This is a genomic window from Desulfocurvus thunnarius, from assembly GCF_055390965.1.
This window is the reverse complement of the sequence record NZ_AP042411.1, coordinates 1,885,601-1,912,330: the sequence shown is the minus strand read 5'-3', so window position 1 is coordinate 1,912,330 and position 26,730 is coordinate 1,885,601. Positions and strand designations below refer to the sequence as shown.

General features: G+C 65.5%; 21 protein-coding genes. 11 read left to right on the top strand and 10 right to left on the bottom strand.

Going from position 1 to position 26,730, the window contains the following annotated elements:
- Positions 1-49 precede the first annotated feature (49 nt).
- The 3 genes from ACZ5KV_RS08285 to ACZ5KV_RS08275 are packed head-to-tail and all read left to right on the top strand — an operon-like array spanning position 50 to position 2,749.
- Complete coding sequence (locus ACZ5KV_RS08285; protein ID WP_464238832.1) at positions 50-550, top strand: TRAP transporter small permease; 501 nt, start codon at positions 50-52, stop codon at positions 548-550.
- Positions 547-1,851: a TRAP transporter large permease gene (locus ACZ5KV_RS08280; RefSeq protein ID WP_464238831.1), complete on the top strand. Its 1,305-nt coding sequence runs from the start codon at positions 547-549 to the stop codon at positions 1,849-1,851. The genes ACZ5KV_RS08285 and ACZ5KV_RS08280 overlap by 4 nt, the downstream gene beginning before the upstream one ends.
- Positions 1,852-1,861: 10 nt before the next feature.
- Positions 1,862-2,749, top strand: coding sequence for a pseudouridine synthase family protein (locus tag ACZ5KV_RS08275; protein WP_464238830.1), 888 nt, complete (start codon positions 1,862-1,864; stop codon positions 2,747-2,749).
- A 182-nt stretch (positions 2,750-2,931) separates the two neighbouring features.
- Here ACZ5KV_RS08275 and ACZ5KV_RS08270 read toward each other — a convergent pair whose 3' ends face one another.
- Positions 2,932-4,104: a homocysteine biosynthesis protein gene (locus ACZ5KV_RS08270; RefSeq protein WP_464238829.1), complete on the bottom strand. Its 1,173-nt coding sequence runs from the start codon at positions 4,102-4,104 to the stop codon at positions 2,932-2,934.
- A 262-nt stretch (positions 4,105-4,366) separates the two neighbouring features.
- On the opposite strand from ACZ5KV_RS08270, the gene ACZ5KV_RS08265 reads away from it, so the two are divergent.
- The 3 genes from ACZ5KV_RS08265 (at position 4,367) to gyrB (ending at position 9,457) form a co-directional block, all read left to right on the top strand.
- Positions 4,367-5,686 carry a DnaA ATPase domain-containing protein gene (locus ACZ5KV_RS08265; protein WP_464238828.1) on the top strand — a complete coding sequence of 440 codons (1,320 nt, stop codon included), beginning with the start codon at positions 4,367-4,369 and terminating at the stop codon, positions 5,684-5,686.
- 176 nt (positions 5,687-5,862) lie between these two features.
- Positions 5,863-7,023 (top strand): DNA polymerase III subunit beta, encoded by a 1,161-nt coding sequence (dnaN, locus tag ACZ5KV_RS08260; RefSeq protein ID WP_464238827.1) that lies wholly within the window; start codon positions 5,863-5,865, stop codon positions 7,021-7,023.
- Between the two features lie 40 nt (positions 7,024-7,063).
- On the top strand, positions 7,064-9,457 hold the full coding sequence (gene gyrB, locus ACZ5KV_RS08255) for a DNA topoisomerase (ATP-hydrolyzing) subunit B (RefSeq protein ID WP_464238826.1): 2,394 nt from the start codon (positions 7,064-7,066) through the stop codon (positions 9,455-9,457).
- 234 nt (positions 9,458-9,691) lie between these two features.
- Here the strand turns inward: gyrB and ACZ5KV_RS08250 are convergent, their stop codons facing one another.
- The 9 genes from ACZ5KV_RS08250 to ACZ5KV_RS08210 form a co-directional block, all read right to left on the bottom strand.
- A complete protein-coding gene (locus ACZ5KV_RS08250) occupies positions 9,692-10,867 on the bottom strand; it encodes an FprA family A-type flavoprotein (protein WP_464238825.1) in 1,176 nt (391 codons plus the stop codon).
- A gap of 675 nt (positions 10,868-11,542) precedes the next feature.
- On the bottom strand, positions 11,543-13,237 hold the full coding sequence (locus ACZ5KV_RS08245; RefSeq protein WP_464238824.1) for a sensor histidine kinase: 1,695 nt from the start codon (positions 13,235-13,237) through the stop codon (positions 11,543-11,545).
- A gap of 199 nt (positions 13,238-13,436) precedes the next feature.
- Entirely contained in the window at positions 13,437-13,631 is a 195-nt protein-coding gene (locus tag ACZ5KV_RS08240; protein ID WP_464238823.1) for a hypothetical protein, read from the bottom strand.
- A 106-nt stretch (positions 13,632-13,737) separates the two neighbouring features.
- Positions 13,738-14,187, bottom strand: a complete 450-nt coding sequence (locus ACZ5KV_RS08235; protein WP_464238822.1) for a response regulator — start codon at positions 14,185-14,187, stop codon at positions 13,738-13,740.
- Between the two features lie 95 nt (positions 14,188-14,282).
- Complete coding sequence (locus ACZ5KV_RS08230) at positions 14,283-15,770, bottom strand: SLC13 family permease (protein WP_464238821.1); 1,488 nt, start codon at positions 15,768-15,770, stop codon at positions 14,283-14,285.
- Between the two features lie 59 nt (positions 15,771-15,829).
- Entirely contained in the window at positions 15,830-16,381 is a 552-nt protein-coding gene (locus ACZ5KV_RS08225) for a CBS domain-containing protein (RefSeq protein ID WP_464238820.1), read from the bottom strand.
- A 586-nt stretch (positions 16,382-16,967) separates the two neighbouring features.
- On the bottom strand, positions 16,968-17,417 hold the full coding sequence (locus ACZ5KV_RS08220; protein WP_464238819.1) for a response regulator: 450 nt from the start codon (positions 17,415-17,417) through the stop codon (positions 16,968-16,970).
- Positions 17,418-17,499: 82 nt separating this feature from the next.
- Positions 17,500-18,981, bottom strand: coding sequence for an SLC13 family permease (locus ACZ5KV_RS08215; protein ID WP_464238818.1), 1,482 nt, complete (start codon positions 18,979-18,981; stop codon positions 17,500-17,502).
- Positions 18,982-19,061: 80 nt separating this feature from the next.
- Positions 19,062-19,613 (bottom strand): CBS domain-containing protein, encoded by a 552-nt coding sequence (locus ACZ5KV_RS08210; RefSeq protein ID WP_464238817.1) that lies wholly within the window; start codon positions 19,611-19,613, stop codon positions 19,062-19,064.
- A 710-nt stretch (positions 19,614-20,323) separates the two neighbouring features.
- Between ACZ5KV_RS08210 and ACZ5KV_RS08205 the strand changes: the two genes are divergently transcribed.
- The 5 genes from ACZ5KV_RS08205 (at position 20,324) to ACZ5KV_RS08185 (ending at position 26,696) form a co-directional block, all read left to right on the top strand.
- Positions 20,324-20,746 carry a universal stress protein gene (locus tag ACZ5KV_RS08205; RefSeq protein ID WP_464238816.1) on the top strand — a complete coding sequence of 141 codons (423 nt, stop codon included), beginning with the start codon at positions 20,324-20,326 and terminating at the stop codon, positions 20,744-20,746.
- 238 nt (positions 20,747-20,984) lie between these two features.
- Positions 20,985-22,397, top strand: coding sequence for a sodium:proton antiporter (locus tag ACZ5KV_RS08200; RefSeq protein WP_464241824.1), 1,413 nt, complete (start codon positions 20,985-20,987; stop codon positions 22,395-22,397).
- Positions 22,398-22,685: 288 nt separating this feature from the next.
- On the top strand, positions 22,686-23,060 hold the full coding sequence (locus ACZ5KV_RS08195) for a response regulator (RefSeq protein WP_464238815.1): 375 nt from the start codon (positions 22,686-22,688) through the stop codon (positions 23,058-23,060).
- A 290-nt stretch (positions 23,061-23,350) separates the two neighbouring features.
- Entirely contained in the window at positions 23,351-25,933 is a 2,583-nt protein-coding gene (gyrA, locus tag ACZ5KV_RS08190; RefSeq protein WP_464238814.1) for a DNA gyrase subunit A, read from the top strand.
- Entirely contained in the window at positions 25,920-26,696 is a 777-nt protein-coding gene (locus ACZ5KV_RS08185; protein WP_464238813.1) for a tetratricopeptide repeat protein, read from the top strand. The genes gyrA and ACZ5KV_RS08185 overlap by 14 nt, the downstream gene beginning before the upstream one ends.
- Positions 26,697-26,730: the final 34 nt, after the last annotated feature.

Genomic DNA, 26,730 nt, shown 5'->3' with positions numbered 1-26,730 from the left:
CCGCCGCTCCCCGGCTCCCTTTTTGCCCACACCGACCCGACCCCTGCCCATGAAAGCCATCGCCCTGCTCGACGCCCTCTGCGAACGCCTCTCGCGCCTGCTGCTCGCCCTGGGCGGGCTGTTCCTCGTGGGCATGATCGCCCTGGCCTGCGCCAACATGTTCATGCGCGGCGCCATGAACGCGCCCCTGCGCGGAACCTACGAGATGATGGGCTTTCTGGGCGCCCTGGTCTGCGCCCTGGCCCTGGCGCCGACCCAGCTTCGCGGCGGGCACATCGCCCTGACCATGTTCCAGGGCATGCTCCCGCGCCGCGCCGAACGACTCGTGGACGCCTTCTCGCATCTCGCCTGCGGGCTGTTCTTCCTGCTGGCCGCCTGGCGCACCGCCCTCTTCGGCTTCTCGCTCATCGAGTTCGGCGAGCTCTCCGAAGACCTGCACATCATCTACCACCCCTTCGTCTTCGCCGTGGCCCTGGGCTGCGCCACCCTGGCCCTGACCCTGCTGCGCGACCTGCTCCACGCCCTGGCCGGCGAAAGGAAACGCCCATGAGCCTCGCCACCGTCGGCATCCTGGGCGTCGCGGCCCTCATGGCCATGCTCTTCTTCCTGCGCATGCCCGTGGGCTTCGCCATGGCCATCGTCGGCTTCCTCGGCTTCGCCCACGTCATCAACATGAACGCCGCCCTGGGCATGCTCGGCACCGAGTTCTGGGGCGTCTTCTCCTCCTACGGGCTGACCGTCATCCCGCTGTTCATCTTCATGGGTCAGATCTGCTTCCACTGCGGGGTCAACAAGCGCCTGTACAACACGGCCTACACCTGGACCGGGCAGGTGCGCGGCGGGCTGGCCATGTCCACCATCCTGGCCTGCGCCGGGTTCTCGGCCATCTCCGGCTCCAACACCGCCACGGCCGCGACCATGAGCACCGTGGCCCTGCCGGAAATGAAGAAATACGGCTACAACCCGATCCTTTCCACCGGCGCCGTGGCCGTGGGCTCCACCCTCGGCGTGGTCATCCCGCCCTCGGTGGTGCTGATCATCATCGGCCTGCAAACCGGCCAGTCCATCGCCAAGCTGTTCTGGGCCGGGCTCGTGCCCGGCGTGCTGCTGACCGTCCTGTTCCTGGCCACCGTCTGGCTCGTGTGCCTGCGCCACCCCTCCTGGGCCCCCGCCGGGCCCGCCACCTCCTGGGGCCAGAAGCTGCGCTCCCTGCCCGGGTCCGTGGAAATGCTGGTACTCTTCGCCCTGGTCATGGGCGGGCTCTTCGCCGGGCTGTTCACCCCCAGCGAGGCCGGGGCCGCCGGATCGGCCATCGCCCTGGGCATCAGCCTCCTCGGCCGCCAGTTGACCTGGAAGCGCTTCACCGCCGCCTGCGCCGACACCCTGCGCGTGTCCTGCATGATCTTCATGATCGTCGCCGGGGCCGTGCTTTTCGGGCGCTTCCTGGCCGTCACCCGCCTGCCCTTCGAGACCGCCCAGTGGGTCGCCGGGCTGGATATCCCCCACTGGGTCGTCATCTGCATCATCTGCGGCATCTACGTCATCGGCGGCGCCGTCATGGACGCCCTGGCCCTGCTGCTCATCACCATCCCCATCTTCTTCCCCGTGGCCGAAGCCATGGGCTACGACCCGACCTGGTTCGCCGTGGTCATCACCGTGGTCACCACCATGGGCGCCGTGACCCCGCCCGTGGGCGTGTCGGCCTTCATCGTCTCCAGCATGGCCACCGGCGTGCCCACCTCCAGCATCTTCCGGGGCATCAGCTACTTCCTGGCCGCCTACGCCGTATGCGTGGCCCTGCTCATGCTCTGGCCCGGCCTGGCCCTGTTCCTTCCGGGTCTCATCCGCTAGACTGCGCCCCATGCCCCCCGACAAGGCCGACACCACCCAGCGCAGCGGCGTCCGGCACCTGGAGGTCAGCCCCGAGGAAGACGGCCAGAAGCTGCTGCAATTCCTCTCCCGCAGGCTCGGCCCCGACGTGCCCGGCTCCCTGCTCATGCGCCTGATCCGCAGCGGCCAGGTGCGCGTGGACTCCGCGCGCAAGAAGCCCTTCGACCGCCTGCATGCGGGCCAACGCGTGCGCCTGCCCCCCCTGCGCGTTGCCGACCCCGCGCCCGTTGCCCCCGATGCCCCCGCCCTGGCCGTCCTCGCCCGGGGCCCGGGCTGGATCGCCGTGGCCAAGCCCGCCGGGCTGCCCTCGCAACCCGGCACGGGGCACACCGACGCCGCCAGCACCCGCCTGGCGGCCATGTTCCCCGCAGCCACCTTCACCCCCACCCCGGCCCACCGCCTGGACCGCGACACCTCGGGCATCCTGCTCGCCGGAACCTCCTACCAGGGCCTGCGCGGCCTCCAGCGGGCCTTTGCCGACCACTCCCTGCGCAAGTTCTATCTGGCCCGCGTCCACGGCCGCCTGACCCCGGGCCAGACCCTGGTCCTGAGCGACACCCTGGCCAAAACCGGAGGAGAACAACGTCAGCGCGTCAGCCCCACTCCGGCGGATGCCGGGGGCAAGCCCGCCCTGGCCCTGGCCCGCTGCCTGGAGTCCGGCCCCGAAACCGCACTCCTGGAACTCGACCTGCGCACCGGGCGCACCCACCAATTGCGCGTCCAGCTCGCCAGCCGGGGTCTGCCCATCGTGGGCGACCGCAAATACGGCCGACCCGACGCCGCGCCGCGCATGATGCTCCATGCCTGGAAGATCATCCTTCCCGACGGCGCCACGGTTTGCCTGGAGCCCGACTGGTAGGGCGGGCGAAGTCCCCGCTCCGGCATCCGTTTTTTGGAAAGCCCTTCCGAATTGCCCCCGGAACAGACAACCGGGCCGGATTCCCGTGGTTGGGAATCCGGCCCGGTTCTTTGTTTCGGCCTTGGCGCAGCCGCCGGGGCTCTGCGCCCCGCTCCCGCGGGACGGAGCGCGCGGTCCGTTTGCTACTCGGACAGGATCGGCTCCTGGGCTTCGGTAAGCAGGAAGGAGCCGTCGAGGATCCACTGCTTGAGCTTGTCGGCGATTTCCAGGGACATGGTATAGCTGGTCATGGGCACGGTCTTGACCTTTTGCCCGTTGAGCTCGATCTCGCCGGACTTGAGTTCGGCGAAGGTGGCGTGCTTGAGGATGCGCGGCATGCAGTTGGGGTAGTCGTAGCCGTAGTCGCGCACGGGCATCTGGATGTCGCTGTCGGCGACGCCGGTGAACCAGGCCATTTCCTCGTTGAGGATCGGGATGGGGATGCCCACGCCCACGGAGAGGGAGCAGCCGTAGCCGACCATGGAGACGCCGCGCAGGTAGCGCGCGTCCATGCCCTTGAGGTCGCCCTTGAGCATGAGGGTGCCGGCGGGGGTCAGGGGGATGCCGCGTTCGTTGCGCTGGGGGTTGGTAACGTGCTGGGTGCCCGCGCCGAGCACGTAGCCGATGCCGCCGCCGAGGAAGATGCGCGTGCCCAGGCCGATGGTCTTGAGGAACGGATCGTTGAACAACGGCGAGAGCTGGCCCGCGGTGGCGTAGTTGGCGTTGCGCGCGTTGGGCTTGAGCGGGCCCATGTAGGTGTAGATGAGCCTGCTGGTCAGGTTCACGGCGCAATTGTAGTTCTGGTAGCAGTTGCGCGGGTTGAGCAGGTGCGCGTAGGGCAGGTCGGCCAGGGTCACGTCCTTGTCGATGTCGCGGCGCGGGTAGCAGTCCGTGCCGTAGCCGTTGGCCTTCAGATGCACGGCCTTGCCGCGCACGAGGTCTTCGATGACGTGGCCGCCGCCGTACTTGAACTGGCCGGGGTAGACCTTGTTCAGGGGGTCGTCCACCGTGGGTTCGGTGGCGCCGAGGTAGGAGTCCACGGCGGCGAGGCCGCCATAGCAGGGCACGCCGCCCAGCCAGACGTTGGAGCACTTGATGGTCGGCGGGTTCTTCTGGCCGATGTTGAAGAGCAGACCGGAGGAGCACATGGGCGAGAAAGTGCCGGTGGTGACGACGTCCACTTCCTTGGCGGCTTTTTCCCTGCCGCTTTTTCTGACGACCTCGATCATCTCTTCGGCGTTGAGCACGACGGCCTTGCCGGAGCGGATGCGCGCGTTGATCTCGGCGATGGTCTTGTTCACCTTGAAGCTGCCCATGACTGTCTCCTGTGGTCTGTTTTCCCGGGCCGGAGCCCCGGGGCCGTCCATGCTGGCCGAAAACATGGGTGAAGGCAACGGCTTTTTTCCACACCCCGGCGGGGTGGTGGCTGTGGCCGAAGGGCGGCAAAGCGCTTGGCTTGCGGGGCCTTTTGGGGTATAAATCACCAGTTGTCTGGCGCCGGTTTTGGCCTTTTTCAACACGCTGGTTTTCCAGCATCTTCGCTCACCTGAACGCGGACCCGGAGCCGAGTGGCCGGGCATGGAATCCATGAGTTCCCAACTAAAGGAAACACTGCGCCAGCATTTGCAGAAGGCCTATTCCGGGCAGGAGCTCACGCGCTGGTTCGACCCGTTGCGCCTGGAGATCAGCGAGCCGGACAAACGCCTGGACATCGGCTTTCCGCACGCCTTTTTCGCCCAGTGGTTCCAGGGGGCGGTGCAGGAACGTTTCGAGCAGGAACTGCACACGTTCTTCGGGCCCGGATACGTGTTGCACTACCAGAGCGCGGCTCCGGCGGCCGAGGCGGCCGAGGCCCGCATGGCCGGGGCCAAGTCCATCGACTTCCCTTTCGGCCACCAGTTCACCTTCGACAGCTTCCTGACCAACAAGAAGAACTTCTTCCCGCTGACCACGGCCCGCGAGGTCGCCAAACAGAACGACATCATCTTCAACCCGTTCATCGTCAGCGGCGAGGCGGGCTCGGGCAAGACACACCTCATCAAGGCCATCGCCAACGAGATCAGCAAGAAATTCAGCCCTGAAAGCGTGTTTTTCGGCACGGTGGAAGACCTCTACAACCTCTACAACGGCGACTTCGACAACGACCGCTTCAAGGCCCGCGGCCACGTCTACAAATACCGCTTCCTGTTCATCGACGAATTCCAGCTTATTAAAAAATACAAGGGCTTCCAGACTGAACTTATCAATCTTTTCAATTATTTCTACGACAACAAGAAACAGATGATCTTCTGCTGCTCCGACAAGCTGCCGTCCTACGAATTCCTGGACCCCAAGCTGAAGAGCCGCCTGGAGTGGGGACTCATCGTCAACCTCAAGCGGCCGGACCTGGACATCCGCGTGCGCTATATCGAACAGTATTGCCGCCTGAAGCGCATCAACCTGACCCGCGAGCAGGTTCTCAGCCTGGCCCAGCGCTTCACGGACCTGCGCTTCCTGCAGGGAATTCTCCTTAAATTTTACGCTTATAAGGAGTTTGTGAACAAGACGTTCACCGACCGGGATTTCGAGCAGATCCTCTCGCAGACGGCGGGCACCGCGCGCAAGCAGATCCGCCCCGAGGTCATCATCGAAACCGTGGCCGAGCATTTCGAGGTCGACCGCAAGGACCTGACCGGCAACCGCCGCCACAACCGCGTGGTTCGCGCACGGCAGTTGGCCATGTTCCTATGCCGCGAACTCATCGGCAGCTCCTACCCGGCCCTGGGGCGGCTGTTCGGTGGGCGCGACCACTCCACCGCCCTGTACGCAATCAAGAAAGTCAAAAAAATGCAGGATGATAACGCGGAAATGAAAAACATAGTGACACTGCTCAAACGCAAGTGCCTCTCCCGGGGCTAGGCCGCCGGGGCCGTGTGCGCAAGGCCGGACCAGGCGCCCGGGAGCGAACAACGAGATTCCATAAAAAAGTTATTTGAACCAAATGGTTGCCAGAGAAAGGAACACGGGTGACAGCCCTACTTCCACAACCAGTTTTCATTCATAATCAAGAAGAGCAGAAGAGCAAGGAGAGCGCGATGTACCTCAAGGTCTTCAGGGACGACATCATCGAGGGGCTCCAGAAGTCAGCCGCCATCATCCCCGCCAAGACCGGGGCGGCCGTGCTGCGCACCATCTGGCTCAAGGTGGAGAACGATACCCTGCGCATCATGTCCACCGACTCCAATCTCGAATTCTGTGGCTGGTACAACGCCGAGATCGTGGAACAAGGGCTGGTGGGCGTTCAGGGCCGTTCGTTCTATGATCTGATCCGCAAGCTGCCCCCCGGGCAGATCACCCTGCGCGTGGACCAGGACGCCCAGCAATTGTCCATCCAGCAGAACAGCCGCAAGTACAAGCTGCCGACCAACGAGGCGAGCTGGTTCACCGACTTCTCGGAGTTCCCCGAGGCCGGGTCGGTGTTCTGGTCCGGCGATTTCCTCCAGGAGCTCATCGACCGCACCGCCTATTGCATCAGCGAGGAGGACACCATGGAGGCCATCGCCTGCATGAACCTGACCCCCTCCAAGACCACCGATCACATCGAGGCCTGCGGCCTGAACGGCCACCAGTTCGCCATGACCCGCTTCCTGCAGGACGACCTGCGCGCCCTGTTGCCCGAAGGCGGGGTGCTCATTCAGCGCAAGTTCCTGGCCGAACTGAAGAAGTGGCTCTCCGCCGATGAAATCGAAATGAACATCGACAACAAGCGGCTGTTCTTCCGCACGGCGGACAAGAAGGAGCAGTTCAGCCTGCCGCTGTCGTTCTACCAGTACCCGGACTACAACGCCTTCCTGTCCAAGATCCGCGAGGACGGCGTGTGCCAGCTCACGGTGGACCGCCTGGAGATGGTCGACACCCTGGAGCGCATCATGATCTTCAACACCGACAACAACCGCTGCACCTACTTCCAGTTCGCGGGCAACGAGCTGACCCTGTACAGCCAGGGCCAGGACGTGGGCACCGCGTCGGAATCCCTGGAAGTGGAGTTCTCCGGCGACCTGAAGAAGATCGCCTTCCCCACGCGCAACCTCATCGAAATCCTGAATCATTTTCAGTCCGAAAAGGTCACCTTCCGCCTGACCGGGGCCGAGGGCCCCTGCGGCGTCATCGGCGCCGACGATTCCGACTACCAGGTCATCATCATGCCGATGAAGATCGTCGAGGAGACCTACTACAGCGAAGAGGACGGCAACTAGCCCTGGCCGCCAGAGCATACCAACGAGGTAGACACACTCAATGACCCAGAACGGAACCAAGAACAGCTATACCGCCGACAGCATCACGGTGCTGGAGGGCCTTTCCGCCGTGCGCAAACGCCCGGCCATGTATATCGGCTCCACCGACATCCGCGGCCTGCACCACCTGGTCTACGAAGTGGTGGACAACGCCATCGACGAGGCCATGGCCGGCTACTGCGACAAGATCGTGGTCAACCTGCACCTGGACAACTCCGTCACCGTCATGGACAACGGCCGCGGCATCCCCGTGGACATGCACCCCAAGGAGCACCGTCCCGCCGTCGAAGTCGTCATGACCGTGCTGCACGCGGGCGGCAAGTTCGACAACGAGTCCTACAAGGTTTCCGGCGGCCTGCACGGCGTGGGCGTGTCCGTGGTCAACGCCCTGTCCGAATACCTGGAGGTCACCGTTCAGCGCGACGGCCGCAAGTACTATCAGAAGTACGAACGCGGCGTGCCCGTGACCCAGCTCAAGGACATCGATTCCTCCATGGATACCGGGACCATCGTCCGCTTCCGGCCCGACGAGGAAATCTTCGAGGTCAACCAGTTCGTCTACGACATCCTGCGCAAACGCTTCCAGGAGCTGGCCTACCTCAACTCCGGCCTGGAGATCGACTTCCGCGACGAGCGCACCCAGCGCCGCGAAAGCTTCAAGTACGAAGGCGGTATCGTCCAGTTCGTCAAGGACCTGAACACCGGCTCCGGGCTCGTCCACGAGATGATATCCGCCTCCGGCGAGCAGGACAGCGTGACCATCGACTTCGCCCTGCAATACAACCAGACCTACAAGGAAAACGTCCTCACCTTCGCCAACAACATTCGCACCAAGGAAGGCGGCACGCACCTTGTCGGCTTCAAGACGGCGCTGACCCGCGCCATCAACAACTACATCGAAAAATCCGACCTGCCCAAGAAGCTCAAGACCAAGCTCACGGGCGACGACGTGCGCGAAGGGCTCACCTCCGTGGTCAGCGTCAAGCTGCCCCGCCCGCAGTTCGAAGGGCAGACCAAGACCAAACTCGGCAACTCCGAGATCGCCGGTCTGGTGTCCACCATCGTCTACGATAGGCTGAACACCTTCTTTGCCGAAAACCCCAAGGACGTGAAAAGCATCGTCGAGAAGGTCGTGGACGCCGCCCGCGCCCGCGAGGCCGCGCGCAAGGCCAAGGACCTCGTGCGCCGCAAGGGCGCCCTGTCCGACAACGCCCTGCCCGGCAAGCTCGCCGACTGCCAGACCAAGCGCCCCGAGGAATCCGAGCTGTTCATCGTCGAGGGCGACTCCGCAGGCGGTTCGGCCAAGCAGGGCCGCGACCCGCGCATCCAGGCCATCCTGCCCCTGCGCGGCAAGATTCTGAACGTCGAGAAGACCCGCTTCGACAAGATGCTGGGCAACAAGGAAATCAAGGCCCTCATCACCGCCATGGGCGCCGGCGTGGGCGAAGAGGACACCGACTACGAACGCCTGCGCTACCACAAGATCATCATCATGACCGACGCCGACGTGGACGGCGCGCACATCCGCACCCTGCTGCTGACCTTCTTCTTCCGCCAGTACCCGGGGCTCATCGAGCGCGGCAACCTCTACATCGCCCAGCCGCCCCTGTTCCGAATCCACAAGGGCAAATGGGAGCAGTACATCTCCGACGAAGACGAGTTCGTGGGCTACCTGCTGGGCCGCGTGGCCGGCGACATGGAAATCAAGGCCGAAAACGGCGCGACCTTCCGCAGCGAAACCCTCGTGGACCTCGTCGACAAGATAGGCACCATCCAGGACAAGACCCGCGAGGCTGAAAACGTGGCCATCTCCAAGGCGCTGTTCAAGGCCATCATCGGCTTCCAGACCCGGCTGACGCCGACCTCCCTGACCAACGGCGAATGGATCGACTTCGAAAAATACATCGTCGCCCAGGGCTGGGACCTGGAGCTGGAAGTCTCCGACGACGACGTGGAAACCCGGCGCTACGTGGTCTTCGACGACCGCAAGGGCCACCGCACGCGCATCGGCGTGGAGTTCTTCAATTCCAAGCTCTATCGCCATGCTCATGAAACCCTGACCGCCATCGCCACGGCCTGCGGCGGCCAGCGCTTCACCCTCGTCAAAAAGGACGAAAGCCTGGAACTCGGCGACATCTTCGCCCTGCAGAGCGCCGTACTCGAGGAAGCCAACAAGGGCATCGGCATCCAGCGCTACAAAGGCCTGGGCGAAATGAACCCCGAGCAGCTCTGGGAAACGACCATGAACCCCGAAAAACGCACCCTGCTCAAGGTTACCGTCGAAGACGCCGCCGAGGCCGACGACCTGTTCTCCGACCTCATGGGCGACCAGGTGGAGCCGCGCCGCGAGTTCATCGAGCGCAACGCCCTCATGGTTGGCGATCTGGACATCTAAGGCGGGAGTTGCCGGGGCGCTGCCCCGGACCCCGGCCGGGGGGCTCCGCCCCCCGGCACCCTCCGCCAGGGGCCGTCGGCCCCTGGACCCCGCACGCCGCCCCGCAACCGCGAGGCGGTTTCGGCGAGGCCGGCAAGACTTCGGGCCGGATTTCCAGATGGAAATCCGGCCCGGATGTTTTCGGGGGGATGTTTTCCCAGGGGAAGCGGCGCAAATTGTTCGTAACGCCCCTGGTCAGTCCCGGAAACCGCTTTCACGATGTTTCGTGGCAACGGCGTCCGCCAGCCTGTCGAGGGCTTCGAGGGTCTCCTTTTTGGGCAGCCCTTTGCACAGCACCGGCTCCAGCACCTCGACCTTGAGGTTCGGGATCATCCCGGCCAGGGTCTCGACTGTTTTGCCGCCCCACCCGTAGGAGCCGATGACGGAGAGATACTGCGCCTTGGGTCGCAGGGCGTTGGCCAGGAAGGCGGCATATGCTGCCAGGGGGTGCGGTCCGGCCAGAACGGTGGGCGCGCCGATGATGATGGAACCGGCATCCACCAGGGCCATGGCCAGCTTGCCGATATCGGTCACCGCCAGATTGAAGAGTTCGACCTGCACTCCCCTTTCGGCCAGCGCCGCGGTCAGATGATCGACCATGCGCCCCGTGCTGCCGTGCATGGACACGTACGGCAGGGCCGCGAGATTGCGCGGCGGAGCCGAAACCCACTCGCGGTAGGCCTTCATGATCCATTCCGGGTCGGCGTATATCTGCCCGTGGCTCGGCGCCACCATGGCGATATCGTATTCCGCGAGTTTGTCCAGATTCTTGGCGAGAATGCTCCGGAAAGGCATCATGATCTCGGCAAAGTACCGTTTGGCGGCCTCATGCACGCGGCACTGATCCGTGACGAAAAGGTCGCTGCTCGCGATATGCGATCCCAGGAAGTCGCAACTGAAGAGTATCCTGTCCTCGACCAGATAGGTGGACATGGTCTCCGGCCAGTGCGCCCAGGGCGTATGAATGAATTTGAGGGTCTTGTCGCCCAGGGACAGGGTCTCCCCGTCAGCCACGACCACAAATACGTCTTCGGGAATGTGCAGCAGGTCCATGAGCATGGGCTTGGCCTTGGCGGTGACCAGGACCTTGGCTTCGGGGAAACGTTCCAGCACTTGGGGGATGGAGCCCGAATGGTCCTGCTCCGCATGCTGGGACACGACATAGTCGATGCGTTCGATGCCATCCAGGGATGCCATGAGCGTCTGGGCAAACTCCGGATCGACGGCGTCAAGAAGAACAGTCTTTTCGCGACCATGAACCAGATAGGCGTTGTATGAGGTTCCGTCCGGCAGCGGGACAAGCGAATCGAACAGTCTTCTGTCCCAATGCACTGCTCCGACCCAAGACACTGACGCGGCAACTTTTCTCATTGTTCACTCCGTTGACGAATTTTCCCGCCCCAAACGGCAGATGTGTGTTTCCCGTTTCCTCGCTTCATGAAAAGTTTTGTCGGCTGTACCTTGCTGCCATGAATAAGCGATATTTATTGTTGTGGATTGAATCCATTTTCAACCGGCCGCTCTGCGCGTCCAGGCACGATGGCTCCTGCAGCCGCCAGCGCGGCCGATGCTGCCGGGCTGGAGCATGCGCTCGACGATGGGCATGGGCGTGTCGGTCCGGGAGTTGGGATACTCACCGCGCGGCATTGCGATGCGACCCCGCAAGGGTGGTCGCCGCGCATGCAGGGAGGGCTCGATGAGCCGGACCTGCTGCCGCCAGCCTGTTTTTCCAAGAGGACACGGGGTCAGCCTACAGCGAAACGCGGCGCTTAGCCAGGGCAGGGTCTTCTTTTCTTCTGCTCTCGTCGGATGCCTGGGCGGGCAGGCGGAGGAGGCTGCGGCGTCTTCCCGTGTCGTTTGCGCGTCGTTGCGCCGCGGGGCGGGTTCGCCGGGGGCCGGGTGCCGCACACGGCAGCCGGAAACGCCCTGTCTCCGTCTTTCCCCCGGGAACGGATTTTTGGGGAGGGAAGAATCTGGGCCCGGGAGAAGGGGAAGCGGGGGTCTTTCGGGGCCGGGAAAAGGCCCCCGCTCCCCCTGCTCCCGGTTTTATTTGCTCTCGCCGGGTGCCTGGGCGGGCAGGCGGATGAGGAAGGTCGTGCCTTTGCCGGGCTCGCTGGAGACGGTGATGGTGCCGCCGAGTTTCTGGATGATGCCGTGGCAGATGGACAGGCCCAGGCCGGTGCCCTTGCCGGGCAGTTTCGTGGTGAAGAAGGGGTCGAAGATTTTCTCGATGTTCTCCCTGGGGATGCCGATGCCGGTATCGGCGACGGAAAAGGCCACGCCGCCGTCGTCGGCACCGCTTTTCTCGGTGTGCACGGTGATGGTGCCGCCGTGAGGGATGGCGTCGATGGCGTTGTTGACGAGGTTGAGGAGCACCTGGCGCAGTTGCGAGGGCTCGCTGTGGATGATCGGCAGGTTCGCTTCGAGGTCCTTGACGATCTGGATGTTGTCGAGGCTCGCGTCGCGTTCGCGCATGCCGACCACGTCGTCCACGAGGGAGTTCATGTCCACGTCGCGGATGGTGGCGTCCATCTTGCGGGCGAAGCTCAGAAGCTTGTGGGTTATTTCCTTGCAGCGCCCGGCCTGGACGACGATTTCGCGCAGCGAATCGCGGATTTCGGACATTTCGGCCAGTTGGCTCAGGGCTTCGCGTTTGAGCAGGTCCTGTATCCATCCGGCCTCCTCGCCGATGATGGCCAGGGGGTTGTTGATCTCGTGGGCGATGCCCGCGGAGAGTTGGCCGATGGCGGCGAGCTTCTGGGACTGGATCATCTGGTCGTCGAAGGTGCGTTTTTCGGCGTCCAGGCGCTCCAGGCGACGCAAGAGGGAGCGCAGGGCCCAGAGGGCGCCCAGGCCGATGGCCACCAGCCCCAGGGCGAAAGCCAGGCCGAGGGTGCGCAGCTTGTCGGCCCAGGCCTGCCGGGCCTCACGGGCTTCCTGCTGCACGACCAGGGCCCAGCCGGGCTTGGCCTTGAGCGGGGTTGCGGCCAGGAGCAGCTCTTCGCCCTGGCGGGTGAGGCTGGTGACGCCCTGGCCGGAGTCGGCCACGGCCTGGGCCACGGCGGGGTCCACGGCCTGGAGCATGTTGCCGTAGGTCGCGGAGCGTGTTTGCAGGGCGCCGCCCGGGCCGAGGAGGAAGACTTCGCCGGTGCGCCCGAAGCGTTCGCCGTCGAGCAGCGTGCTGAACTGGAAGGCGTTGACCGAGGCGCGCAGGACCCAGGTCCGGCCGCCGGTTTCGCGGCGCACGGCGATGGCGAAGTGCGGGGAGTTGCGGTAGCCGAGGAACACGTCGCTGATGACCTGGCCTTTGGTCATGACTTCGCGGAACCAGGGTTCGTTGGCGTAGTCGCGGTCCTGGAGGTCGTGAGGGCCGGAGTAGGCCAGATGGCGGCCGTTCCGGTCGAGCACGCCCAGGTCCTCGAACAGGTGCAGGGCGTTGCGGTTGACCGTGCCCAGGGTCGAATCCAGGGCGCCGGGGCGCAGCAGGTCGTCCAGGGGGGTCATGTCGGCGGTGAGCGCCACGGTGCGGGCCAGATCGGCCAGGGAGAGATCCATGCGCGTGGAGTAGTTGCGCGAGAGCAGGCGGAAGGACTCGGCCGAGCGGGCCTGCATTTCGCGGTCCATGTCGCGCAGGGCGAAGGCGAAGGCGACCAGCCCCACGAGCATGGCGGGCAGGGTGGCGTAGAGCAGCACGGAGAGCAGGAAGAGCTTTCTTTTGCGGTTCAGGACGCGTTCGGACATGGGCGGACCTCCTGCGCGGGGCGGCGGCCCGGCGCGGCGGTTGCGAAGGGGCCGTGCAGCGCACGCGGCCCGGGCGGGGTCGGGGGGGAGAGGGGTGGGCGCCTTGCGCTGCGCCGCGCCCCGGGGGCCGGAGGGAAGCCAATATCCGTCATGCGGACTCCGCGGCGTTCCGGCCGGGGGCGGTCGGCGCCGGGAAGGGTCAGCCCAGGAGGCCGTACATCAGGCTGGCCAGTCCGTTCAGCGCGGCCAGGGCGCCGATGCAGGCGGGCCAGAACCACCATTTCTTCATGAACGGCGGGTTCCAGGCGTTTCTGCCCCGGGGCAGGTGATGCAGGGCCCGGATGGGCTTCGGGGCGGAGCGCGCGGTTTCGCCGTCGTGGGGGGTCGTGCTCACGGCACCCTCCGTGTTCTGGTCTAGCGGGCCGGGCCGGGCTTGTCCATGGCCTTTGCGGCCCGGTTTTTCCGGCGGCCGGGAAGCCGTCCCGGCCGCCGGGGTACGTCTAGAAGCGGATGCTTTTTTCCAGCCGGTCGAGCTGGGCCCGTTCCTCGGCCTGACGCAGGCGTTCCTCGCGCTGGCGTTTGAGGTCCACGGCCTGGCGCAGCTTTTCCAGCAGGCTTTCGAACTCGTGGGGCTTCATCAGGTAGTCGAAGGCGCCCAGGCGCATGCCTTCGATGGCGCTGGGCACGTCGGCGTCGCCGGTGAGCAGGATGACTTCCACGCCGATGTGCTTCTTGCGGATTTCGGCCAGGGTCTCGATGCCCGAGAGCCCGGGCATGCGGATGTCCAGGACCACGGCGTCGCAGGGATGTTTGGCCAGCAGGTCCAGGGCGTCCAGGCCGCTGCCCGCGGTCCGGACCTCGAAGCCGCTTTCGGCCAGGCGCTTGCCCAGGGTGGTGCGGAAGCGTTCCTCGTCGTCCACCAGCAGCAGGTTCGGTTTGTCTTGGCTCATGGCGTTCTCCTTGCGTTGGCTCCTGCGGGCCCGCGGGCCCGCAGGGCGTTGCGCGCTTGCATGTGGTGGCGGGCGCATCGCTTGCCCGCGCGGGGTCAATAGAACCCTATAAGCGGCCAATAGAGCATAACCCCGATGACGGCAACCAGCAGCAGGGCCAGGCACCAGGGCACGGCGACCTTGATGAAGTCCATCTGGCTGAAGTAGCCGGTGCTGTATGCGATGATGGTCGGCGGGCAGCCGATGACCAGCATGATGAAGGACGTGGTGATGGGCGCCAGCAGGGCCACGGCCTTGGGCGACATGGCCAGCATCTCGGCCATGGGCAGGGTCACGGGCAGGGTCAGGGCCACGGCGGCGGAGTTGCTCATCACGCTGGAGAGCATGGAGCCGAACAGGCCCATGCCGTAGTAGACCACGAAGGCGCTCTGGCCGTCGAGCAGGGGCAGCAGGGTTTCGGCGAGGTACTGCCCGGCGCCGGTGTTCAGCATGGCCGCGCCCAGGGACACGCCCGCGCCGAACACGATCCACGACTCCCAGGGGAACTTGTCGCAGATGGTCTTGAAGGAGATGAACTTGGGCCCGCAGAAGCCCGCCAGGGCCAGGGCGGCCACGACGCTGACGTGCCAGCCCGTGAGGTCCGAGCAGGTCCACAGCACGAAGGTGGCCACGAAGATGATGGTCACACCCAGTTCCTTGCCGCGCATGGGCGGCAGCTTGTCCATCTTCACCGAGGCGGGCAGTTCCTTCTCCTTGGGTCGGAAGATGAGATAGACGATGGCCCAGGTGACCACGGCCACGGGAAGGGTCAGCGGGAACTGGATGAGCAGGTATTCCATGAAGCCGATCTTCACGGCGCCCTGGGTGAAGCTTTGCAGCACCTCCACGGCCAGGGGGTTGCGGCCGCCGCCGAGCAGCGTGCCGAAACCGCCAGCGGAGGACGCCAGGGGGATGAGGATAATGAAGAACTTCGCCAGATTGCTCGATTTGCCCGGGGTCAGGCCCATGGCTCGCAGCACCGGGACCATGGCGAAGATCATGATGACCGTCACCGTGGCGTCGTGGAAGATGGTCGCCAGCATGGTGCAGCCCATGGCCATGAAGAAGCTCAGGCGTTTGACCCCGGTACCGGCGACCTTGAAGATGTAGTACATCAGGCGGTTGGCCAGGCCGACTTCGTTGAGCACCACGCCGAACATGATGATCATGAGCACGAACATGACCGCCGGGCTGGCGAAGGGCGCCCAGGCGGCGCCGGGCTTCTCGATGCCGAAGAGGATGAGCCCGGCGGCGGCGCACAGGGCCGTGACGCCGATGGGAATGGCCTCGCTGACCCACAGGACGATGATCGCCGCCACCAGGGCCAGGAGTTTGTGTCCGGCGTCGGGCAGGTTGGCGGGGGTGGGCAGCAGGTAGATGCCCAGGCCCACGGCCAGGGCGAAGAGGATTTTGGCGAGGATGAGTTTTCCGGGCTGCTCGGGGCCGGGCGGGTCGTGGTCGTCCAGCAGCAGCTCGGCGTCCCTGTCTTCACGGTAGTCGGGCCGGTAGTCGGGGTGTTCGTCGTGCTCGCGGGTCGCGGTCATGGGGAACCTCCGGTCATGGTCTCAGGGTGTCGGGGCGCATGGCCTGGGGCCGGGAGCCTCTAGGAAACGCAGATCTCTTTGATCCTGCGCGCGATCTCCCGGTAAACATCGGAGAAGCGCAGCAGACCCGCGAGCTTCTGGCCGTCCATGACGAAGAGCGAGTCGTGGCGGAAGAGCACGAAACGGTGGAAGGCGGCGTTGAGGGTCTGGTCGAGCCCGATGCGCTGCGAGGGCTCCGGGGCGCGCAGAAAGTCCCGGATGTGCAGGGTCTGGGCCTTGGCGCAGAGGTCGTTCAGAGGCGAGGACCACAGCAGGGCGAGGTCCTTCATGGACTCGATGACGTAGGCGCTGTCCACGAAGCCGCTGGCGTGGGGGTCCACGATTTTGTCGTAGTCGGGCTCCAGGCCGCGCACCACGTCGATGGGCGAGAGTTTTCCGGCAATTTTCCCGCTTGCGCCGCGCACCAGCAGGATGCGCTGTTCGCATTTGCCGCTGGCGTAGTCCCGCTGGGCCTTTTCCAGGGCCAGAACGGCCTGGGCAAAGGTGGCCGAGTCGTCGATTTGCGGGAATTTTGCGCTGGGGACCACGAATTCCTTGATCGAATCGTGCATCTTTTCGCTCCTTTCCGGGAACGGCCCGGGGGCGGTTCCGGTTGGGGGTGAAGGGGCCTGCCCGCCCCGCTCTGGGTTCCTTCGTTGTCGCTTCAGGTTTTGCGCGGCCCGGGGCCGCGCGGATGAACCGGATTGTAATCCGGATGGCGCGACGGACACCGACCGAATGGGCGCATCGCGCCGCGCAACCGTGTGCCCGCGTGCGGAGGCCGTCCGGGCGGGGGTCGCGCGCGCCGCAGGGCTGTGCCTGGCGGCGGTATGGTGTTGTCTGCGTTTGGCCGGAAAAGGGCGGCTGTAGAAGCGCCCGGCCCGGGCCTGAAATTCCGCTTTTAAGGGGAAGGCCCCTTCTCTGTGCGCTTTTTCTCACATATGTTGCGAGAGCGCGTCAACAGAAAACGGAAAAATCATGCAAAAAACGGCTTGCATCTTTGCACATTGCGTAATTTCTGGATGCCTCGACAGGAAACGCCAAGGCCCGGCCATGCAGAACATGGCCGGGTTTCATGGCGTTGCAATCATGCTTCAGTTTGTATCAGCCGATGATTCAGCTCATTCGGTTTCGTTTCGTCGCTTTTCCCCTGGCCTCCTAGAGGCGGAGGTTTCTGGACAGCCTGTCGCGCTCGGCGCGCTCCTCGGCCTGGCGCAGGCGCTCTTCGCGCTGGCGCTTGAGGGCCACGGCCTGGCGCAGCTTTTCCTGGAGGCTTTCAAAGTCGTGGGGCTTCATCAGGTAGTCGAAGGCGCCCAGACGCATGCCTTCGATGGCGCTGGGCACGTCGGCGTCGCCGGTGAGCAGAATGACTTCGACGCCGATGTGGCTCTTGCGGATCTCGGCCAGGGTCTCGATGCCCGAGAGCCCGGGCATGCGGATGTCGAGCAGCACCGCGTCGCAGGGGCTCTTGGCCAGCAGGTCCAGGGCGTCCCTGCCGTTGCCCGCGGTCTGGACCTCGAAGCCGTTTTCGGCCAGGCGCTTGCCAAGGGTGGTGCGGAAGCGCTCCTCGTCGTCCACCAGCAGCAGTCTCGGCTTGATGTCGCTCATGTGCGTTCCTCTTGGTTTTCCCGTCGGCCGGCCGGGGCCGGCCGACGGGAGTTGGGGTTCGGTTATGCGCTTGCCGTTCGCGTCAGCTCAAGCCGAGCAGCGGCCAGTAGAACAGGGCGCCCAGCACGCAGATGGTCAGCAGCAGCAGGCACCAGGGCACGGCGACCTTGACGAACTCCACCTGGTTGAAATAGCCGGTGCTGTAGGCGATGATGGTGGGGGGGCAGCCGATGACGAGCATGATGAACGAGGTGGACATGGGCGAGAGAAGGCCCACGGTCTCCACGCTCATGTTCATCATCTCGGCCATGGGCAGGGTGATGGGCAGGCTCAGGGCCACGGCGGCCGAGTTGCTCATCATGCTGGAGAGCATGGAGCCGAACAGGCCCATGCCGTAGTAGGTCACGAAGGAGCTCTGGCCCTGGAGCAGGGGCAGGAGCATCTCGGCCAGGAACTTGCCCAGGCCGCTGGCGAGCATGGCCGCGCCCAGGGACACGCCCGAACCGAACACGATCCACGACTCCCAGGGGAACTTGTCGCAGATGGTCTTGAAGGACACCCAGCCCGGCGTGCAGAAGCCCGCCAGGGCCATGGCGGCGACGACGCTCACGTGCCAGCCGGTCAGGTCGCCGGCGAACCACAGCGCGAAGGCGCACACGAAGATGGAGAGCACGCCGACCTCGGCGGAACTCATCTTGGGCATGGACTCGATCTTCACCGAAGCGGGCAGTTCCTTCTCCTTGGGCCGGAAGATGGCGTAGACGATGGCCCAGGTGGCGACGGCGGTCAGGATGCAGATCGGGAACTCGATGATGGCGTACTTGAGGAAGCCGATCTTGACGGCCACGCCGGTGGTCTCGAGGATGAACCGCTGGGTGATGTCCACGGCCAGGGGGCAGCGGCCGCCGCCGAGCAGCGTGCCGAAGCCGCCGGCCGAGGCGGCCAGGGGGATGAGGATGACGAAGAACTTGCTCAGGTTGTTGCTCTTGTTGGGAGTGATGCCCATGCTCTTGAACAGCGGCAGGATGGCGAAGAGCATGATGATTGTGATGGTCGCATCGTGGAAGATCGACGACAGCAGCGTGCTGCTGAAGGCGATGAAGAAGCTCAGGCGCTTCACGTTGGTTCCCGCGAAGCGCAGGATCCAGAACAGCAGGCGCTTGGCCAGGCCGACCTCGTTGAGCACCACGCCGAACATGATGATCATCATCACGAACATGACCGCCTGGTTGGCGTATGGCGCCCAGGCCGCGCTGCTCTTGGTCACCTTGAAGACGATCATCAGCGCCGTGGCCAGAAGCGCGGTGATGCCGATGGGAATGGCTTCGGACACCCACAGGAAGACGATGGGCACCAGGATGGCGGCCAGGCGGTGGCCTTCCACGGGCAGGTTGTCGGGCCGGGGCAGCGCGATGATCAGCATGCCCAGGCCGAGGGCGACGAGCAGCTTGATGATGATGGCCTTGGGGGATTGCGTGGGGCCCTGGGGCTCCTGCTCTTCCACCGCCAGTTCGTCCGGGGTTCTGTAGTCCGGGTTGGGCGCTTGGGTCGCGGTGTTGCTCATATCAAAATCTCCTTTCTGGTTCCTTGCTGGGGGCGGCGGCGGACGTGCCGGTGCCGCGTCGGTTTCAAGGCCCGGGCGGCCTACACGCCGCAGACGGTTTTGATTCTGTGCGCGATCTCCCGGTACACGTCGGAGAAGCGCAGCATGCCCACGAGCTTCTGGTGATCGGTGACGAACAGCGAGTCGTGGCGGAAGAGCACGAAGCGGTGGAAGGCGACGTTCAGGGTTTCACCGGCTTCGATGATCTGCGAGGGGCCGGGCTTGCGGATGAAGTCCTTGACCTTGATGCTCTTGGCGGTGTTGCACAGGTCGTCCAGCGGGGTGGACCAGAGCAGGGCCTGGCTTTTCATGGCGTCGATGACGTAGGCGCTGCTGACGAAGCTGCTGGCCTGGGCATCCACCAGGGAATCGAAGTCGGGCTCCAGCCCGCGCACCACGTCGAGGGGCGAGAGCTTGCCGACGATCTTGTTCGCGTCGTCGGCGACCAGCATGATGCGCTGCTCCCGCTTGCCGCTGGCGAATTCCTCCTGGGCCTTGTCCAAGGCCATCACGGCCTCGGCGAAGGTGGCCGAATCCGAAATCCTGGGGAACTTCTCGACGGGGACGGTATAGTCTTTCACGAGACCGTTCATGCCTGTTCTCCCTTGGGTTGAGCCTCACGTGCCCTCAGGCTGTGGGCCGGGTTGGCGATGTCCGTTTCCTTGCCGTTGCTGCACTTTTCCGGTTCGGGTCCATCACGCAGAAAGCAGGCTCTGTGCCGAAAATCCTTGCGCGATGTGCCGTGCATATAAAAGGTGCTGAATTTAATTGCGATAATATTGATATTCTGTTCACAATCCTCGCTTGTCTCTGCGCTTTTCCTTGTTTATTGCGCGTTTTTGCGCTGTGGGGCGGGTTTGCCGGGATGCGGAGCGGTGGCGCGCTGCGCGATGGCTGCGGCCTGCGCGCTCGGGGCTGTCGGCAAAAGAGCCCGGTGGCCAAGCTTCGCACGGGGCCTGCCCGGGGCGCGGGCAGGCGGCTCCGGGCGATCGCGCAAGGCGAGGCCGGGAGCCGCGCGTCGCAGGCCGCCGCCGTTCGCCGCCGCATGTGCCTTCGGGGGGGAACTTTCGGGGGAAAGCGGCTTGCGTGGGCGTATGGGCTGAGGTAAGCGTAAGACTCGCTCCCGCGTCGCCGGATGGCGGACGGCCCGAACCGATGGGTTCGGGCCGTCCGGCACCGCGGCGCCGGGACGCGCAGCGCTTCTCTTCCTGCCGGTGCGCGCCGGCAGCGTCGCCCAGGGCCCACCGGGCGCGGCCGCGCGGCCGCCCCGGGACGAGCACACACGACACAAGGAGGACCAGCGATGTTGTTCAAGAAGATTCTGGTGGGCGTGGACGGGTCGCGGCACGCGGACAAGGCGGCGCAGTACGCCAAGGGCGTGGCCAGGACCCAGGGCGCGGAGCTGGTGCTGCTCGCCTGCCCGGGGCATATCCCCGGGCTTGTGGGCGGCGCGGCCCGCGAGCAGCTCGCCCGCGACCTGGAGGCCGAGGGCCGCCGGGTCGTCGAAGGCTACAAGAACCTCTGCGCGGGAACCGAGGTGCGCTACGCCATGGAAGTGCGCCTGGGCGACCCCGCCAACGCCATCGTGCGCTACGCCGAGGAAAACGGCGTGGACCTCATCGTCATGGGCAGCCGGGGCCTGACGGAAATAGAAGGCCTGCTCCTGGGCAGCGTGACGCACCACGTGCTGCACCGCTGCAAGGTTCCGGTGCTCATCGTCCGCTGATTACCGTGCACAGGCGCGAGGGCCGGGCGACCCCTCGCGCAACGGAGGAATTCACGCGCCGGACGCCGTATCCGGCGCGCCATGACGGGGGCTTGGAGCCCCCGTCGCGTCGAGTCCCGTGTCGCCAGGGCCAAGCGGCGCCGTCCGCTTCGGCAGCCCTTTGCGGAAGGGCTACCCCAACAAACCGGAGGAAAAGAACGTGTCCCATTCCCTTGGCAAGCTTTGCGTCTTTCTGCTCATGCCGCTGGCCGCGTGCCTGCTGCTGCCCCAGGCGGGGCTGGCGGCGGGCGGCGACCTGCACCACCTGGCCGAGACCATCGGCACGGAGCTGGGGGTGCCCTGGGTCATCCCCTTTGTCTGCATGCTGTTGTCCATCGCCATCTTCCCCCTGGCGGCACCGCATTTCTGGCACCACCACTTCGGCAAGATCGCGGCCTTCTGGGCCCTGGCCTTCCTGGTGCCCTTCGCCCTGGTTTACGGCTTCAGCCTGGCCCTGTACGAGGTCGTCCACGTCCTGCTTCTGGAATACATCCCCTTCATCGTGCTGCTCTTCGCCCTGTTCACCGTTGCGGGCGGCGTGCGCCTGACCGGGCAACTCGTGGGCAAGCCCGTGGTCAACACCGGGGTGCTCCTGGTCGGCACGGTGCTGGCGAGCTGGATGGGCACCACCGGCGCGGCCATGCTGCTCATCCGCCCGCTGCTGCGCGCCAACGCCCACCGCAAATTCAAGGTCCACACCGTGGTCTTCTTCATCTTCCTGGTGGCCAACATCGGCGGCTCCCTGACCCCCCTGGGCGACCCGCCGCTGTTCCTGGGCTTCCTCAAGGGCGTGGACTTCTTCTGGACCACCACGCACATGTTCCTGCCCATGGTCTTCCTGGCCGCGGTGCTGCTGGGCATCTACTTCGTGGTCGACACCATGCTCTTCGGCAAGGAAGGCCGCCCGGCCATGCCCGACGCGGGTCCCGGGGCCGAGCGGCTCGGCCTGGACGGCAAGATCAACCTGCTCTTCCTGGCGGGCATCATCGGCGGCGTGCTCATGAGCGGCATGTGGAACCCCGGGGTGGAGTTCGACGTCTACGGCACCCACGTGGCCCTGCAGAACGTGCTGCGCGACCTGCTGCTGGTCGGCATGGCCCTGCTGTCCCTCAAGTTCACCACCGCCGAGAACCGCCGCAAGAACGACTTCGACTGGTTCCCCATCGTCGAGGTGGGCAAGCTGTTCATCGGCATCTTCCTGTCCATGATTCCGGCCATCGCCATCCTCAAGGCCGGAACCAGGGGCGCCCTGGCCGGGGTCATCAACATGGTCTCCGGCCCCGGCGGCGAACCCGTGGACGCCATGTACTTCTGGCTCACGGGCGTGCTTTCCAGCTTCCTGGACAACGCGCCGACCTATCTGGTGTTCTTCAACACCGCGGGCGGCGACGCCGGGGAGCTGATGACCACCATGGCCTCCACCCTGCTGGCCATCTCCTGCGGCGCGGTGTTCATGGGCGCCAACACCTATATCGGCAACGCGCCGAACTTCATGGTCCGCTCCATCGCCGAAACAAGCGGCGTGAAGATGCCCAGCTTCTTCGGCTACATGGCCTGGAGCGTGGGCATTCTCGTGCCGCTGTTCGTGCTCGTGCAGTTGCTGTTCATCTAGGCCGCCCGTCCGGGCGCGCCCGCAAGGCGTCAGGGGCCGCTCCCTTCGGGGGCGGCCTTTTTCGCGCCCGGGGGCCTGGGCGCGGGTGGAAAAGGGCCCGGGCCGGACCCGAAGCCCCGGGCGCGCTCCGGCGCGGGCGGCGCGCCCCGCAAAGGCCGCGCCCCGCCGCTTTGCTGGCGTCTGGACAAAATCGCTCCGCTCAAGCACCATTGGAGGCGTGGCCGCGCCCCCGCCCCGGCGGGCGCGGGCTGATGGCGGGACCAAACGACGCGAGTGCGGGAGGGACCTGTGCAGGACGTGGACGTTCTGGTCGTCGACGACGAACTGAAGATTTTGGAAATGTATGGCAAGCGCCTGGGCTGGCGGGGCATTCCCGTGCGGCTGGCTGGCGGGGCCGACGAGGCCCTGGCCGCCGTGGAGGAGCGCGAGCCCGACGTGGTGATCCTGGACGTGCGCATGCCCGGGCGCGACGGGCTGGAGGTGCTGGCCGAACTGCGCCGGCGCCACCCACGGGTGCAGGTCATCATGCTCACCGGCCACGCCAGCGTGGAATCCGCCAGGAAGGGCATGGAGCTTGGGGCTTTCGACTACCTCATCAAGCCCGTGGCCCTGGAGGATCTGCTGCTCAAAATAAACGAGGCCGCCAAGGCGGCCAGGGGCTAGACCCGGCGCCGCGCGCCCCGTCGCGCCGCCGCGGCAAACACCGTGGCGCGTGGTTTTGCGCGCCATGCGGCCGCGCCCCGCACCCGGCGGACGGGAAATCGGCCCGGGGCCGTTTCCGGATGCTGCGCCCGGCCGGGAAATGGGGTATGGAAACCGACGGACGGGCCGCAGCCCACGGCCCCACCCCGCACCCCGGAACAGAACGGAACACGCAACGCCATGGGCAGGCGGGGCCCGGCGCCCGTCCCGGCGCCACCCCGGCACACAGGCCATAACAGCGAGGAAGCTTCGTGGACAACCCGACCATCAGCATCGAAAAGGAAATCCAGAAATCCTACCTGGAATATTCGCTTTCCGTGATCATCGGCCGCGCCATCCCCGACGTGCGCGACGGCCTCAAGCCCGTGCACCGGCGCATCCTGTTCGCCCAGTACGAGTTGGGCAACACCTACACGCGGCCCTACAAGAAATCCGCCCGCGTGGTCGGCGACGTGATCGGCAAATACCATCCCCACGGCGACTCGGCGGTCTACGACGCCCTGGTGCGCATGGCCCAGAGCTTCTCCATGCGCGACCCGCTGGTGGACGGCCAGGGCAACTTCGGCTCCATCGACGGCGACGCCGCGGCGGCCATGCGTTACACCGAGGCGCGCATGTCGCGCCTGGCGGGCGAGTTCCTGGCCGACATCGACAAGAAGACGGTCGATTTCCGGCCCAACTACGACAGCTCCCTGCAGGAGCCCGTGGTCCTGCCGACCAAGGTGCCCAACCTGCTGCTCAACGGCTCCTCGGGCATCGCCGTGGGCATGGCCACCAACATCCCGCCGCACAACCTCGGCGAACTGGTGGACGCCCTGCTGGAGCAGTTGGAGAACCCCTCCTGCTCGGTGGACGACCTGTTGCGCCACGTCAAGGGGCCGGACTTCCCCACCGGGGGCTCGGTCTACGCCGGGCAGGGCCTGCTCGACGCCTACCGCACCGGACGCGGCACGGTGAAGATCCGCGGCAAGGTCGAGGTCGAAAAGCGCAAGCGCGAGATGGAAGCCATCGTCATCACCGAGATTCCCTACGCGCTGAACAAATCCTCCCTGGTGGAGAAGATCGCCCAGCTCGTGCAGGACAAGCGCATCGACGGCGTGTCCGACCTGCGCGACGAGTCCGACCGCAAGGGCATCCGCATCGTGCTCGATCTCAAGAAGGGCGCCATCCCCGAGATCATCATCAATTCGCTGTACAAGTACACGCCGCTGGAAACCTCCTTCGGCTACAACATGATGGCCGTCGTGAACAACCGGCCTCAGCTCCTGAACATCAAGGACATCCTGCGCCACTTCCTGGAACACAGGATCGAGGTCATCATCCGCCGCACGCGCTTCGACCTGGAAAAGTCCGAAGCCCGGGCGCATATCCTCGAAGGCCTGCGCATCGCCCTGGACAACATCGACGAGGTGGTGGCCATCATCCGGGGCTCCAAGACGCCCCAGGACGCCAAGGACGCCCTGCGCGAGCGCTTCGGCCTGTCCGACCCGCAAAGCCAGGCCATCCTGGACATGCGCCTGCAACGGCTGACCGGCCTGGAGCACGAAAAGCTCATCGAGGAATACACCGAGCTGCTCAAGACCATCGAGTACCTGAAGAGCATCCTGGAGCACGACGGCGTGCTGCGCGGGGTCATCCACGACGAGTTGGTGAGGCTCAAGGAGACCTTCGCCACCCCGCGCCAGACCGAGATCGTCCACGACGACCTGTGCGGCATCGATGTCGAGGATCTCATCCCCGACAAGGACGTGGTCATCACCCTGTCGCAGCGCGGCTACATCAAGCGCACCAACCTGGAGCACTACGCCCAGCAGAAGCGCGGCGGCAAGGGCGTCTTCGGCGTGCACACCTCCGACGGCGACTTCATTCTCAACTTCCTGACGACCTCCAACCACCAGCACCTGATCCTGTTCACCAACAACGGGCGCATGTACCGCATGAAGGTGCACCAGATTCCCGAGGGCAGCCGCACGGCCAAGGGCGTGCACATCAACAACCTGCTGCCCCTGGGCCGCGACGAGTTCGTCACCTGCGCCCTGGCCCTGCGCGACTTCACGCCCGATCGCTACTTCCTGTTCGTGACGCGCAAGGGCATGGTCAAGCGCACCGAGGTCGAGCAGTACGCCAACTGCCGCTCCACGGGCATCATCGCCGTGAACATCCGCGACGACGACGAACTGATGCGCGTCATCGAAATCGGCAAGGACAACGAGGTCGTTTTGGTCACGGCGGGGGGCTTCTCCATCCGCTTCTCCTGCCAGGACGTGCGGCCCATGGGCCGGGGCACGGCGGGGGTCAAGGGCATCGCCCTGCGCGGCGGCGACCGCGTTGTGGCCGTGGTCGTGGCCGATGCCCAGGAAACCCGCGACATCCTGTGCGTGTCCGGCGGGGGCTACGGCAAGCGCACGGCGTACGACCTCTACCGGCTCCAGTCGCGCGGCGGCAAGGGCATCATCACCATGCGCACCACGCCCAAGACCGGGCAGCTCCTGGGCGCGGTGATGGTCGAACCCAGCGACGAGATCATCCTCATGACCTCCGAGAACAAGGTCATCCGCATTCCCGTGAACGGCATCCGCAAGGTCGGCCGCGCCACCCAGGGCGTGCGGCTGGTGTCCATGGCCGAGGGCGCCCAGGTGGCCGACTTCGACCTGGTGCGCGAGAACCAGCTCGACGGCGACGTGCCGGTGGCCGGAGCCCTGCCGGAGCCCGAGGCGGACGATCTGTCCGACCTGCCCGACCTGCCTGAAATGGACGCCCTGCCCGACGGCGCGGACGAGGCCGACGGCCTCGACGAGCCCGATGATCTCGATGCGCCCGATGTCGAAGATTAGCTCCGGCGGCGCGCTGCTGCTTTGTCTGGCCCTGTGGGCCTGCTCTTCCGGCCTGGGCGAGGCGCCCCTCGCCCAGGCCGACCGGGAGTACGCCGAGGGCAACTTCCTCAAGGCCGAAAGCCTCTACGAAAGCTACCTCCAGGCCAACCCCCAGGGCGACGCGCGCTGGGAGGCCTGGCGGCAACTGGTGCGCATCAGCGTCAGCGTCACCGGCAACGACAAGAAGGCCGCGCGGCTGCTTGAGGCCATGCAGCTTGAGTACACCGACGACTCCCGGCGCTTCGTGGACCTCTCCTGGCAACTGGCCGAGGCCTACACCCGCCTGCACGACTGGGACAAGGCCAGTGAAACCTGGCAGGCCCTGCTGGACCAGGGCGACCTGACCCGGGCCCAGATGGCCGACATCCACTGGAACCTGGGCAAGATCCATCAGTACCAGGGCCGCTACGGCATGGCCAAGGACGCCATGCTCGCCTGCCTGGAGCAGGCCGACGAGCGGGAACCCCACGCCCGCTGCATGTACGAGCTGGCCCAGGCCTTCAACCTGCTCCAGAACCGCGCCCAGGCCAAAGCCTGGCTGGAGCGTCTGCTGGCCCTGCCCGGGCTGGATCCCGAGTTGCGCGCCCTGGGCACCTACATGCTGTGCGAAATCCTCGAAGCCGAGGGCCAGAAGGCCCGGGCCCGCGAGTTGCTGGAATCCATCCGCGACACCTACCCCAATCCCCTGGTCATCGACACCCGCCTGCGCCAGTTGGCCAACTAAGCCCGCCCGCGTCCGCTCCGATCTCACCGCGTTT